General features: G+C 43.9%; 11 protein-coding genes. 7 read left to right on the top strand and 4 right to left on the bottom strand.

Going from position 1 to position 13837, the window contains the following annotated elements:
- The first annotated feature begins 2 nt into the window (after positions 1–2).
- The 7 genes from LN995_RS12425 to LN995_RS12395 all read left to right on the top strand — a co-directional run bounded on the left by LN995_RS12425 (position 3) and on the right by LN995_RS12395 (position 7160).
- Entirely contained in the window at positions 3–1022 is a 1020-nt protein-coding gene (locus LN995_RS12425) for a sugar kinase (RefSeq protein WP_229961398.1), read from the top strand.
- Positions 1012–1680: a bifunctional 4-hydroxy-2-oxoglutarate aldolase/2-dehydro-3-deoxy-phosphogluconate aldolase gene (locus LN995_RS12420; RefSeq protein WP_229961397.1), complete on the top strand. Its 669-nt coding sequence runs from the start codon at positions 1012–1014 to the stop codon at positions 1678–1680. The genes LN995_RS12425 and LN995_RS12420 overlap by 11 nt, the downstream gene beginning before the upstream one ends.
- 17 nt (positions 1681–1697) lie before the next feature.
- Positions 1698–3023: an MFS transporter gene (locus LN995_RS12415; RefSeq protein WP_229961396.1), complete on the top strand. Its 1326-nt coding sequence runs from the start codon at positions 1698–1700 to the stop codon at positions 3021–3023.
- Between the two features lie 373 nt (positions 3024–3396).
- Positions 3397–4455: a TRAP transporter substrate-binding protein gene (locus LN995_RS12410; protein WP_377469214.1), complete on the top strand. Its 1059-nt coding sequence runs from the start codon at positions 3397–3399 to the stop codon at positions 4453–4455.
- Positions 4456–4467: 12 nt separating this feature from the next.
- Entirely contained in the window at positions 4468–4962 is a 495-nt protein-coding gene (locus tag LN995_RS12405; RefSeq protein ID WP_229961395.1) for a TRAP transporter small permease, read from the top strand.
- A 78-nt stretch (positions 4963–5040) separates the two neighbouring features.
- A complete protein-coding gene (locus LN995_RS12400; protein WP_229961394.1) occupies positions 5041–6339 on the top strand; it encodes a TRAP transporter large permease in 1299 nt (432 codons plus the stop codon).
- Between the two features lie 629 nt (positions 6340–6968).
- Positions 6969–7160, top strand: a complete 192-nt coding sequence (locus LN995_RS12395; protein WP_229961393.1) for a hypothetical protein — start codon at positions 6969–6971, stop codon at positions 7158–7160.
- A gap of 1 nt (position 7161) precedes the next feature.
- Here LN995_RS12395 and queG read toward each other — a convergent pair whose 3' ends face one another.
- The 4 genes from queG to LN995_RS12375 all read right to left on the bottom strand — a co-directional run bounded on the left by queG (position 7162) and on the right by LN995_RS12375 (position 13778).
- Positions 7162–8100, bottom strand: a complete 939-nt coding sequence (gene queG, locus LN995_RS12390) for a tRNA epoxyqueuosine(34) reductase QueG (protein WP_262910478.1) — start codon at positions 8098–8100, stop codon at positions 7162–7164.
- Between the two features lie 161 nt (positions 8101–8261).
- Positions 8262–9302 carry a Holliday junction branch migration DNA helicase RuvB gene (gene ruvB / locus LN995_RS12385; RefSeq protein ID WP_229961392.1) on the bottom strand — a complete coding sequence of 347 codons (1041 nt, stop codon included), beginning with the start codon at positions 9300–9302 and terminating at the stop codon, positions 8262–8264.
- Between the two features lie 654 nt (positions 9303–9956).
- Positions 9957–11135, bottom strand: coding sequence for an acyl-CoA dehydrogenase family protein (locus tag LN995_RS12380; RefSeq protein ID WP_229961391.1), 1179 nt, complete (start codon positions 11133–11135; stop codon positions 9957–9959).
- Positions 11136–11303: 168 nt separating this feature from the next.
- A complete protein-coding gene (locus LN995_RS12375; RefSeq protein ID WP_229961390.1) occupies positions 11304–13778 on the bottom strand; it encodes a TonB-dependent receptor in 2475 nt (824 codons plus the stop codon).
- Positions 13779–13837 lie beyond the last annotated feature (59 nt).

The raw sequence follows: 13837 nt of genomic DNA, 5'->3' as shown, positions 1-13837 counted from the left end.
CCATGGGGAAAGTACTATCATTTGGTGAGCTGCTGCTGAGAATTTGTCCTGATGCAGATGGGCTGTGGCTTAAAGAAAATAATTTACCCTTTTATGTAGGCGGTGCAGAGGCCAATGTGGCCACGGCGCTGGCCCTCTGGAATGTTCCTTCTGCTTACTTTACAGCTCTGCCTGACAACTTCCTGTCTGAGCAACTGATTACTTACCTCAAGGAGAAGCAGGTACAAACAGATACTATCGTTTTTCAGGGAAGCAGGGTTGGTCTGTATTATCTTCCAAAAGGAAAGGACCTGAAGAACGCAGGCGTTATTTACGACAGAGCAGGCTCGGCATTCGCAGATCTTACTCCCGGCACTATCGACTGGAATGCTGTATTTAACGGAGTAAGTTGGTTCCACTTCAGCGCTATTTGCCCGGCCGTTAACCAGGCTGTGGCCGATGTTTGCGAAGAGGCTTTAAAAGCGGCATCAGAAAGGAACATTAAAATATCGCTGGACCTGAACTACAGAGCTAAACTGTGGAAATATGGCAAAGACTCAGTTGAGGTAATGCCAGCCCTGGCTCAATATTGCGACCTGATTATGGGGAATATCTGGGCGGCAAACACTATGCTGGGCGTTACGCTGGATGAGAAAATGATTGCTGAACGGGATAAGGAAAGCTTACTGAAACATGCCCAACTGACTTCTGAACAGATAAAGAGCATGTTTCCAAATTGCAGTATGGTCGCCAACACGTTCAGGTTTGATTATGAGCAGGGCATCCGTTACTACACGACTCTTTTTATAGAAGGTAAACTGATCACTTCACAGGAGTACCTGGTCGATAAGATTCTTGATAAGGTAGGCAGCGGCGACTGCTTTATGGCTGGCCTGATCTACGGCTTTTATAACCAGCTTTCACCAAAAGAAACACTCGAATTTGCAACGGCTGCAGCCTTTAAAAAATTGTTCATAGAAAGTGATGCTACAACAAGTACGGTAGCAGAAATTAAAGATACCATAACATCATATGCAAAGTAAAGAAAGTGCCTTAAATGCTATTCTGGCCCAGGGCCTCCTGCCCCTGTTCTTCTACGAGAGCCCGGAAGTAAGCCTGGAAATAATAAAATCACTCTACAAAGCTGGTGTTAAGACACTGGAATACACTAATCGTGGAGCTGCGGCTCTTGAGAACTTCACTTACCTGAAGTCTGAATTAGGCAAAGAGTATTCTGACCTTCATTTAGGCATAGGTACTGTTAAAACGGAAGAAGAAGCAAAGGCTTTTATAAAGGCAGGAGCAGATTATATTGTTAGTCCTATAGTTGTACCTGAGGTTGGCAATATAGCACATGACGCAGGCTTACTCTGGATACCAGGCTGCTTTACTCCAACAGAGATTCATGTTGCCCAACAAGCCAGTGCAGCGCTGATTAAAATTTTCCCTGCTAATGTAATAGGCCCGGCCTTTGTCTCATCCATCAAAGACCTTTTCCCAGGGCAGCTTTTCATACCAACCGGCGGAGTAGAAATAGACAAAGACAACATTAGTACCTGGTTTAAGTCAGGAGTTTGTGCGGTAGGTATGGGCAGTAAACTCATCAGCAAAGATGTACTTGCTAATAAGAAATACGAACATTTGTATAATTCAACAATCAAAGCATTAGAGTTAGTAAAATCATGTAAAAATAATTCTTAACCAAAAGATGCTAAGCCATGCCTTTAACCCAGCCAGCACCATCAGTAGACCAACCTGTTAATCAGCCTAAAATAGGCAATTACCGTTGGGTAATAGTAGCTTTACTCTTCTTTGCCACCACAATAAATTACCTCGACAGACAGGTAATAGGTTTGCTTAAGCCCACTCTGGAACAGCAGTTTAACTGGACCGAACAGGATTATAGCCGTATTGTGATGGCCTTCTCTGCTTCCTATGCGTTAGGCCTGCTGTTCTTTGGTCGCCTTGTTGACAGAATAGGGACAAAGCTGGGCTACACCATTTCCGTAGTTATCTGGAGTGTTTCAGCTATGTTTCATGCAGTGGCTAAAAGTACGTTTGGGTTTGGAGTAGCACGCTCCGCTTTAGGCTTGAGTGAAGCTGGTAATTTTCCAGCGGCTATCAAAGCTGTAGCTGAGTGGTTTCCTAAGCGGGAAAGAGCTTTAGCTACTGGTATCTTTAATTCCGGCGCCAACATTGGCGCTGTGGTCGCTCCTGTTATGGTTCCGGCTATTCTGGGTGCTTACGGTTGGGAAGAAGCTTTTATTATTACCGGCGCGATAGGCTTCGTGTGGCTTATCTTTTGGTGGCTTTTGTATGAGGTACCTTCGAGACATAAGCGTTTAACGGCTGCTGAATATGACTTCATACACAGCGACAGCGAACAGGCAGTGGTGGAGGCAAAAGGCTCCGTTAGCTGGGGTAAATTGCTCGGTATCAGACAAACCTGGACCTTCATATTCGGCAAAATGCTGACAGACCCTATCTGGTGGTTCTTCCTGTTCTGGTTGCCATCATACTTCTCCAGCACCTTTAGCATTGACTTGTCGAAGCCAAGTCTGCACTTGGCTGTTGTTTATACAGCTACAACTGTAGGTAGTATAGGCGGGGGGTATTTATCATCTTATTTTATAAAAAAAGGCTGGCCGATTTTCAAGGCAAGAAAGACAGCAATGTTCATCTTTGCTTTGTGTGTAACGCCTATTATGGCAGCACGTTATGCCACAGACGTTTGGGTAGCGGTTGCCCTTATCAGCCTGGCAGCTGCGGCACACCAGGCCTGGAGCGCCAATATTTTTACAACAGCCTCTGATATGTTTCCTAAAAGAGCAGTGAGTTCAGTAGTAGGCATAGGTGGCATGGCCGGCTCTTTAGGTGGCTTTCTTTTCCCGTGGCTGGTAGGAAACATTCTGGATTCTTACAAAAGCGCAGATAATATTATAGGCGGTTACAATGTGATCTTCACTATTTGTGGCTTAGCTTACCTTGCAGCCTGGCTTCTGATGCACTTTTTGTCACCTAAAATGAAGCAAGTAGAAGTATGATGTCAACTGGTGCACGAAAAAACTTTCACCAAGAAAACCTGGACCAATGATTAAAAAAAATTGCGTTACTATAGAAAAGATAACTGGTATTTATAACCGGATGAGCAGGTAAAACTATCTGCCTCAACTTGGCTATAAATCCCGGCTTTTTTAGTCCTGGTTAATTCTGATAGCTTATTGATTAAAGTTTAGTTGATCCTACTAAGCAAAACATGTACCCTTGTGCCTTACGAACTTTCGCAAGCTCTAAAAATCAGAAGTCAAAAAAGCTTGAAACAGGTCCAAGAAACAGAAGTCCAGATAGGTTGTCTGATAACATTCTAAACAAGCAGGACTTTGAATTCTGCGATTAAAACTAAAAAATTAAAGTATCATGTTACGATTACCGAAAAGCCAACTGCCTTGCGCAACAACCAAGCCTGCCCGGCTCCTCCTGAGCCTGATCTGCTTGATTATGCTGCTGGCAACTACCTCGTGCCAGAAGGAAAAACAAACAAAAGAAATTAAGCTGGCTCACACATTAGACACGTCACACCCTGTACATAAAGCCATGCTGTTTATGGCCGATAAAGTGAAAGAAAAATCTGGAGGCAAACTAACTATAGGCATTTACCCTAACGCACAACTTGGTACCGAAAGAGAGTGCCTGGAGCTGTTGCAGATCGGGAGCCTTGGCATGACAAAAATATCGGCTGCTGTTATGGAAAGTTTCTCTCCAAACTTTAAGGTGCTCAGCCTGCCCTACATCTTTAAGAGTAAGGAGCATTACTACCAGGTTCTAGAAGGGGACATAGGTAATGACTTGCTAAAAGAAGGAGAACAATACTGGCTACACGGTCTTACTTTTTATGATGCAGGTAGCCGAAGCTTCTATACCACCAAAAAACCTGTCAATAAGCCAGCAGACCTTCGTGGCATGAAGATCAGGGTACAGGACAGTAACACTGCCATTAACATGGTAAACAGCTTCGGAGGATCCGCCACTCCTATATCCTGGGGAGAATTGTACACTGCTCTGCAACAGGGGGTGGTTGACGGAGCAGAGAACAATTCGCCAAGCTTTTACCTCTCGCGGCACTATGAAGTAGCAAAATATTTTTCCCTGAACGAACACACCATGGTACCGGATATTCTGATGATCAGTTCGAACGTCTGGAACAGCCTTTCGCCACAGGAGCAGCAATGGCTACAGGAGGCGGTAGAGGAGTCGGAGGTGGTGCAGCGGAAGCTTTGGCACGAAGCAGAAGAAGAGGCGCTGGCAGCTGTGAAGAAGGCAGGAGTAGAGATTATTCATCCTCCGAAAGAGCCTTTTGCCGATTTAGTGGAGCCGATGTACGAAACCTACAGAGATGAGCCAGAAGTTTACGCGCTGATCCAGAGAATACAGGCTGCTGAAGAGACACAGAAACCAAACAAGCAGTTGAACCAATAATAGTCTGTCCTTATGAAGTTTAGAAAAAAATTTGATGCGGTCTTATATATAGTACTGGTTGTGCTGATGGCATTTATGGTCATAAATGTGCTCTGGCAGGTTGCTTCCCGTTACCTGATGGGCTCTCCAAGTTCCTTTACCGATGAGCTGGCAAGGTACCTTCTCATATGGGTAGGCCTGTTAGGAGCCAGCTATGTAACAGGTAAAAAAATGCACTTAGCGATAGATATTCTCCCCTCAAAGCTTCATGGCAAAAAGGAAAGGAACCTCAATATCTTCATCCACCTTATTGTAGCTCTCTTTGCCTTTTTTGTGATGGTATGGGGCGGAATAAAGCTGGTTTATATCACGCTTACTTTGGAACAAACCTCAGCATCTCTAAACGTTCCACTAGGTTATGTGTACTCCGTATTGCCCCTAAGCGGGTTAATCATTATTTACTATAGTATTGTAAACCTGTCGGAGAAACAGGAAGAGCCGGAGGAAATAGGTAAGGAGCTTGCTTAAGCAAATTTCTTACACAGGAATATGATCTTTTACTCAACCTAAAAAGGCCAAAAGGCTTCTATGTAAAAATTAGCGCAAATGGAATTTACAGAAGTAATAGTACTAGTTATCAGTTTTATTGTTTTACTGGTTTTGGGTGTACCCATTGCCTTTTCCATTGGAATATCTGCACTCCTGACCATGCTTGTAAGCATAGCACCTGAGGCAGCTTTTACCACACTTGCCCAACGAATGGCTACCGGCCTGGATAGCTTCTCTTTGCTGGCAATTCCTTTCTTTATTCTGGCCGGGCAGCTCATGAACAGGGGCGGGATAGCCACTCGCCTCATCGATTTTGCCAAAGGATTGGTTGGCACCTTGCCGGGAGGCTTAGCTTATGTAAACATACTAGCTTGTATGCTTTTCGGAGCTATTTCTGGCTCTGCTGTAGCTGCAGCGTCTGCCATAGGAGGCATTATGAATCCCCGTATGGTAAAAGAGGGTTATTCCAGGCCATTTAGCGCAGCCGTAAACATTACCTCAGCAACCACAGGCATGATTATACCGCCGAGTAATATCCTGATTGTGTATTCTCTGGCAAGTGGAGGCGTTTCTATTGCGGCATTGTTTGTGGCAGGTTATGTACCGGGGCTGCTGGTTGGCCTTACCTTAATGATTGTTGCTGGTGTTATTGCTTATAAGAACAAGTACCCTGTAGGCGACAGAACACCACTAAAAGTGGTCCTAAAGAAGTTTCTGGACGCTATCCCAAGCCTGTTGCTATTGATTGTGGTAATAGGAGGAATTATAGCAGGTATATTTACAGCCACAGAAGCCTCAGCAATTGCTGTACTATACACACTGGTACTCTCCCTGCTTATTTATCGTGAGGTTAAAGTAACCGATCTCCCCGACATTCTCATCCAAACAGTTATCACCACGGCTATTGTCATGCTTCTGATTGGTACATCTATGGGCATGTCGTGGGTAATGTCTTTTGCAAACATTCCTCAGGGGGTGAGCGAGGCCCTGTTGTCTGTTAGCAGCAATAAGATTGTTGTGCTTATCATCATTAACTTAATCCTGCTTTTCGTGGGCATTTTTATGGACATGACCCCGGCTGTACTGATTTTTACCCCGATTTTTTTACCAGTGGTAACCACTTTAGGTGTTAATCCTACTCACTTCGGTATTATGATGGTGCTGAACCTATGCATCGGTCTTTGCACTCCTCCTGTAGGCTCTGTGTTGTTCGTAGGCTGCGGCGTAGCTGATATAAGTATAAGCAAGGTGATAAAACCCTTGATGCCCATGTTTTTAGCTATGGTTGTCGCCTTACTTTTAGTAACCTATATACCTGAACTAAGCCTTTGGCTACCAAGAATGTTTGGACTGTAGAAATTTAAGTATTCCGATAAAAGCCTCTCATTTGTAGAAATAAGGAACTACTTAAGAGAGGCTTCTTTCATTGTCCTTTTTTAGTTTAGGCTCCTATTAGCACCTGCCATTCTACCTCTACAATTCTCCTTTTGTGTTACAAGCCTTTTTACCTTTTTGCAATAAAAAGAGCCTACTTGCCATCAGGTCATGGTACGTTGTGTTCAAAAGCGGTTAAGATAAAATTGGGAAATATTATGCGCTGCACTTTAAGGGCAACCTGTAGTGTCGAAACAAGAAGCTTATTAGTGATAATGCTGAGCTTTTCTCTCCTTAAAGAACTAAGACAGCTAGTAAGAAAAGAGTTCAGCATCTGCAGTTAGTTGGAAAGCAGATTATATAACTTAATGTTCTTCCTGCTAACTTCAAACTATTAATTTGAAAATCAAAGTAGAACACTGCTACAATACTTATCAAAGCTCTAAAACACAAAATTATATTTGCTAACTAATGTTTGTTTTATATCTTTGTATCATATAACGAAGCTACAAAATACGTGAGGCTTGGTGATATGAACTATTCATGATGACGCTAACTTTTTCAGGCTTGCACGTATCAGATAACATAACAGTTTTTCTTTTTAGAAGATCATGCTAGAATACGTAAAAACCATTTTATTGAAAGTAAGCTTTGATAGAATGCTATTTGAAAAAGAGTTGAGGAAAGCTTTAAAAGTATTAGTAAAAGAAGAATTGCAGCAGCTAAAGCAATGGTGCTACGATACTTTTTCAGGAGTGTACCTGGTTATACTGAACAAAGTCTTTTCTAAAACAACAGCATAAATTACTCTTCATCAGCATTCTCCTGAACGAAGTGAATATTACGCAACAAACCTTTATAGCCTGTACGCTTCACTGCAGACTTCTTAAACAGTTGCGAAAAAACTTCCTGCGTCAGCTCCTGCCAATCTGAGGCTTTCATGTCCTTTAAGTGCGGGTGCTGCGCAAAGGCAGGTTCGTTATGTGGCTTGCTAAACCGGTTCCAGGGACAGACATCCTGGCATACATCACAGCCAAATATCCAGTTACCAAACTTTCCATTCATTTCCTGCGGTAGCTGGTCCTTTAGCTCAATTGTAAAGTAAGAGATGCATTTGCTTCCGTCTACTACATAGGGCTCTACAATGGCATTTGTTGGGCAGGCATCTAAACAACGGGTACACGACCCGCAATAATCCTTTATAGGTCCATCATATTCCAGTTCCAGGTCAATTATCAGCTCGGCCAGAAAATAGAAGCTTCCTACCTGTGGTGTAATAAGGTTGCTGTTCTTGCCTACCCAGCCAAGCCCGCTTTTCCGGCCCCAGGCTTTGTCCAGCACAGGAGCCGAGTCTACAAAGCAACGACCACCTACCTCTCCTATTTCTTCATTAATATAACTAAGCAGCTCTTTCAGCTTATCTTTTATTACAAAATGGTAGTCTGTACCGTACGCATACTTCGATATCTTGTAGGTATCCTCCTCTGGCTGCGTTTCCTCAGGAAAATAGTTCAGCATTAAAGACACTACTGATTTAGCTCCTTCCACCAATAGGCGTGGGTCCAGGCGCTTGTCAAAATGGTTCTCCATGTAACGCATCTGTCCGTGCATATTCTGGTTCAGCCAGCGCTCCAGCCTTGGAGCCTCCTCTTCCAAAAACTCTGCTTTAGAAATGCCACAGTACATGAAGCCTAACTCCTGTGCCTTCTGCTTAATCAGATGTGTGTATCTCTCTTTATTCAAAATATGTCTGCCCTCATAAAAAGTTCTCTTCCTCCGGGTAAACAAAGTTAAGCTAAAATAAATCCGTTTTAAGTTATCTTAAAGCTTGAGGTCTGCTCTAACCGGTAACAAAAAAGCAGGCTTTGAACCTGCTTTTTTGTTTATCCAAACAATTAATTACTTCAAGATTGATTAAACAGCCCTCCGGCAACTACTTGTTGCGGAGGTATTTTGCCTAAATGGCGGTAAGCTAACTCTGTTGCTTCACGGCCTCGTGCTGTACGCTTAATATAGCCCTCCTGTATCAGAAATGGCTCATATACTTCTTCAATGGTTTCGGCTTCTTCGCCACAGGCAGTCGCTATAGTAGAAATACCAACAGGACCACCTTTATATTTATCAATAATAGTAAGCAGAATGCGGTTGTCCATATCATCCAGTCCGTTATGGTCAACGTCGAGAGCATTCAGGGCAAACTTAGCTATGTCTACCGTTATTGTGCCGTCGCCTTTTACCTGAGCAAAGTCGCGGGTACGGCGCAACAGGTTATTCGCAATGCGGGGCGTACCGCGGCTACGACGGGCTATCTCAAAAGCAGCATCCTCATGTATGGGCGCTCCTAATAAAGCTGACGAGCGTTTTACAATAGACGTTAGCAGGGCTGCATCATAGTACTCCAAACGGGAGTTAATACTGAAACGCGCACGTAAAGGTGCTGTTAAGAGCCCTGAGCGTGTCGTGGCTCCAATCAGTGTAAATGGGTTCAGGCTAATCTGCACAGAACGGGCATTCGGACCAGAATCGAGCATGATGTCGATCTTATAGTCTTCCATTGCCGAGTACAGATATTCTTCTACAATGGGGTTAAGCCTGTGAATCTCATCAATGAACAAGACATCATTTGCATCCAGGTTAGTAAGTAAACCTGCCAGGTCACTGGGCTTGTCCAGCACAGGCCCAGATGTCATTTTAATATTGGCATCCAGCTCTGAAGCAATAATATGTGATAAGGTAGTTTTACCAAGACCAGGAGGGCCATGTAGTAGCACATGGTCCAACGCTTCCCCCCTACGCTTCGCCGCCTGCACAAACACTTTCAGGTTCTCCACCACCTTATCCTGACCAGCAAAGTCATGAAAGCTGAGTGGACGGAGAGCCTTATCTATATCGCGGTCGGCTGGCGTCATGCGTTCATTCTCGCCAGTGAGATAGTCTTCTCTCATGTTGTATTTCTAAACTTTAACTTCAGTTTTTGTTGCTCTTAAAGGTAACAGTTTATGTGCTTAAATCGCTCCAAATCCGTAGACGAAATTACTTAATTTTGCTAATTATTTTATAATAAGGCTCTAAAATCTAAACTTATTAGCAAATCATATTTCCCCTAAGTAATTCTAATTTAGCTATGACTATGTAAAATCATAGCCAGTACACATCATACTAGAAGCTTATTACTATATATTATAATTTAATTAAACATACACCTATATTTTAATAAAATAACTAACCCATAATTAATTTTATTAAAATATTTGCAAACAAAAATAAAACTTTGTACGTTTGTATCATCAGTAACGACAAACAATGTAGGGTGTTGAAACTGGCAGACAAGCCCTCCTATCTCGGGGGTGGAGGTTATGGGATAAAGCAGCTACTTTACCTAATTACTAGTACAAAGACATTTGCCTAACTACTCCGTGGAGGTTCGACTCCTCCCCCTACAGCAAAGAAGCCTCACTTTAAAAGTGAGGCTTTATTATTTGTGTACTGTTATCCCACTGCTTAGCAAAGCCTTTTTGGGACCTGACTTAGCTTCTATAATAGCTCTGTATTCAGATAACTCACTACATCCACAACACCAAACTAAGGCCGCCTAGCTATTATTTAAAAGCCTGGATACCCGTAATATCATTACCAGTAATTAACAGGTGAATATCATGCGTACCTTCATAAGTGATAACAGATTCCAGGTTCATCATGTGGCGCATAATCGGGTACTCACCTGTAATGCCCATGCCACCATGTATCTGCCTTGCCTCCCTGGCTACATGTAAGGCCATGTCTACATTGTTGCGTTTTGCCATGGAGATTTGCTGTGTAGAGGCTTTACCTTCATTTTTTAAGGTACCTAAGCGCCAGGCAAGGAGCTGTGCTTTTGTTATCTCTGTCAGCATTTCTGCCAGTTTCTTTTGTACAAGCTGGAAACTTGCAATGGACTTGCCGAACTGGTGGCGCTGTAAGGCGTACTTCCTGGCTGATTCGTAGCAATCTACAGCCACGCCAATAGCTCCCCAGGCAATGCCGTACCTGGCTGAATCAAGGCAGCTAAGCGGCCCCTTTAAACCATCTGCATAAGGTAACAGATTTTCTTTTGGCACTTTCACGTTATCAAACACCAATTCACCGGTGCAACTGGCGCGGAGACTCCATTTATTGTGTATCTCCGGTGTTGAGAAACCTTCCGTACCACGTTCTACAATCAGGCCTTTTATGCGCCCCTCTTCATTCTTTGCCCACACTACCGCCACCTGGCATTCCGGTGAATTTGATATCCACATTTTAGAACCGTTAAGCAGGTAATGGTCGCCCATGTCTTTAAAATTAGTAACCATGCCTCCGGGGTTAGAGCCATGGTCAGGCTCAGTCAGGCCAAAGCAGCCCAGCCACTCTCCACTTGCCAGTTTAGGCAGGTATTTTCTGCGCTGCTCTTCGGAGCCATACTGATGAATAGGATACATAACCAGCGACCCCTGCACAGATGCAGTTGAGCGCATACCGGAATCGCCTCGCTCTATCTCCTGCATAATTAAACCATAGCTGATGTAGTCAAGGCCGCCACCGCCATATTCAGTTGGAATGGTTGGCCCAAAAGCTCCTATGTCACCGAACTTTTTAACAATTTCGGAAGGAAAGTGCACATCCTGTGCCCACTGCTCAATATATGGCGATATTTCGCGCTTCACAAAGTTGCGCATGGTCTGGCGGATAAGCTTGTGCTCATCTGTTAGCAGATCATCAACATTATAATAATCAGGTGCTCCTGCAGATTCGTAGGCCATTCTTATATATTTTGTTTTCCTTTGTTGATGTTCATTTTTGGTACTCGTTAACGAAACATTCCCTAGTTATCAACATGTAGCAAGTTAGCACTTTCGACTACATTTCATAAAAAAAGCCTTACCAGTAGTTGGCAAGGCTCTTCTTTAGTAGTAGTTTAGATGAACAACTTAAAACTTCAGCCCTAACGACAGCAGGAAGTTACGTGTAGCCTGTGGATAGTAAAAATTTTCCGTAGTCTGGCTTCCACCGGCAATGTAGCTGAAAGTGTAACCGTTGGCAGCATACTTTTCATTAAACACGTTATTTATCAACAACCCCAACTCCAGCTCTTTCAGAACATTTTTAAACCCAACGCTGTAGCGGAAACGCAGGTCTCCTACCTGGTAAGCAGGAATAATGCGGCTCTCGTTTTCGGTGTTATCAAGGTATTGCTTGCTTACAGTTTTAAATATAAAAGCAGCACGTAGGCCTTTCAGCACTTCTGCTTCCAGTTTGCTGGTTGTAACCCAATCAGGTGAGAAAGCAATGGTAGACTCATTGTAAAAATTCAAAACCTGATCACCTGTATCATAGTCATCCACAAACTCATTAAAACCATCAATCTTATTCTGAGTATAGGCGATGTTAGTAGTAAGAGAAGCAAAGGTGCCTAAACTAAGGCCTCCGGCCAGCTCCACTCCTTGCCTGTCGCTATTGTCTATGTTCGTTCTGGTATAGCCACCTACATCATTAATCTGCCCTGTCAGCACCAGTTGATTCTTGTAATCCATGTAAAAGTAGTTTAACGCTAGCTCCGCTGCCAGGCGCTTATTGCCTACATCCCCTAGACCAATTGTGCTCCGGTAACCAGCCTCTAAATTACGCAGTGTTTCATGTTCTGGCCGGCTACTTGGAGTAGATTCTGTAAAGTCATCGCGTACCGGCTCTCTGTTACCAGTACCGTAAGATGCATATAACTGGTGCTCCGGCTGCAGGTTATAAGTAACACCGGCTTTCGGGTTCCAGAAAGTATAGTTTACATCCTGCGTAATGTTATCAAGGTCATTATCAAAACCTAAGAAAGAATAGCCAACGGTGCGCAGCTGTAAATCTCCAAATACATTCAGCTTATCTGTAAGACTATAGTTTAACTTAGCAAAAATATTGAAGTCAGTCTTCTGAGCATCGTTATCGTAGTACCTGTCACGGATGTTTGAATTTGAAGCAAAACGTGCCCATATAATTTCTCCGTAGTGGCTGCCATCATATTTGTTCCAGGCACCACCTAAGGTAGCATTCAAGCGGTTACTCGGGTTATACTGCAAGGCATAAGTAGCTCCATAGAAATCATTATCGAGCCAGCGGCGGCGAACTAGGTCGGTACTTGTTATAGCCTCGTCTCCAATCACAACATCAGCCAGTCCGTAATCTGCTAAGTCGTCATCGGCACGGAACTGCTCATAATAGCCTCTTCCATAGGTGTAATGCAGGGCACCTGAAAAGCTTAGCACAGAAGAAAAGTCGTGCGACAGGTGTAATTGGTAGTGGTCTTGCTGGTAATTATCTGTCTCGTTGTCGTAGGTGTAATAGTTGTAGCGGCGGCCTGAACTTAACAGGTTTTCCAAATCGGTCCCGGTAATGTAGTTGCGGTCAATATAGGCCTGCAGATCATAGGCATTCCCATACACTAAAGCTTCTGGTGTGCCATACCATGCCTGGTACGTTTTCTCCTGGCCTGAAAAGGTAACGAACTTTACAGAAGTTTTGTCACCGTAGTAACCACCCGAGAAATAGAAAGACTTCAGGTTTGAGGAGCCACGGTCTACATAGCCATCTGACACAATGCGGGAAAGACGGCCATCAAATGCGAACTTCCCATTGATAAGGCCTGTTCCGAAGCGTACGTTGTTTCGCCAGGTATTGAAAGAACCGTACGTATTATCTGTTTCAGCGTAGGCTTCCCTTCGCACTTCCTGCGTTTGAATATTTATACTGGCCCCAAAAGCTCCGGCTCCGTTGGTAGAAGTTCCTACACCACGCTGCACCTGTATATCCTGCACCGAAGAAGCAAAATCAGGCATGTTCACAAAAAACACTCCATGGCTTTCGGCATCATTTACCGGAATACCATTTACCGTTACATTGATGCGTGTGATGTCAGAGCCACGTATACGGATACCTGTATAGCCAACACCTGCTCCTGCATCAGAGTTTACGACTACCGAAGGGCTTTGCTCCAGCAGGTAAGGTAAATCCTGCCCAAAATTACGATCTTCTATCTGCTCGCGGCTTACATTGGTAAAAGTAGTGCCCGTTTTCTCGTTGGCACGTGTAGCCGACACCACTACTTCGCCTGCATGCAGGCTATTCTGCCCCAGCACAAAATCCTGACGAGTGTCTGCGGAAATAACAATTTGTCGCTGCTCTTGCGCATACCCCAGATAGCTTACTCGTAGAGTGTAGTTGCCTGGCGATAAACTTAGAAACTCGTAGTAGCCATTAGATCCGGTAGCCACTCCAGTACCCTGATTCTCCAAAACTACATTGGCTCCTGACAGCACTTCACCTTTGGCGGCATCTGTTACACGCCCGCTCAGCTTAAACTGAGCAAGCAACGGCAACGGCAACAGCATGACTGCCATCGCAACTAAGAAATTCTTCATGGTAGAAATATGCAATAGAATATTTTAATGAAACCTACAGGCATGCCAGGGGGTAGCGT

The sequence above is a fragment of the Pontibacter silvestris genome (genome assembly GCF_020907275.1).
Taxonomy (GTDB): Bacteria; Bacteroidota; Bacteroidia; order Cytophagales; family Hymenobacteraceae; genus Pontibacter; species Pontibacter silvestris.
This window is presented reverse-complemented; position numbering and strand designations above follow the sequence as displayed.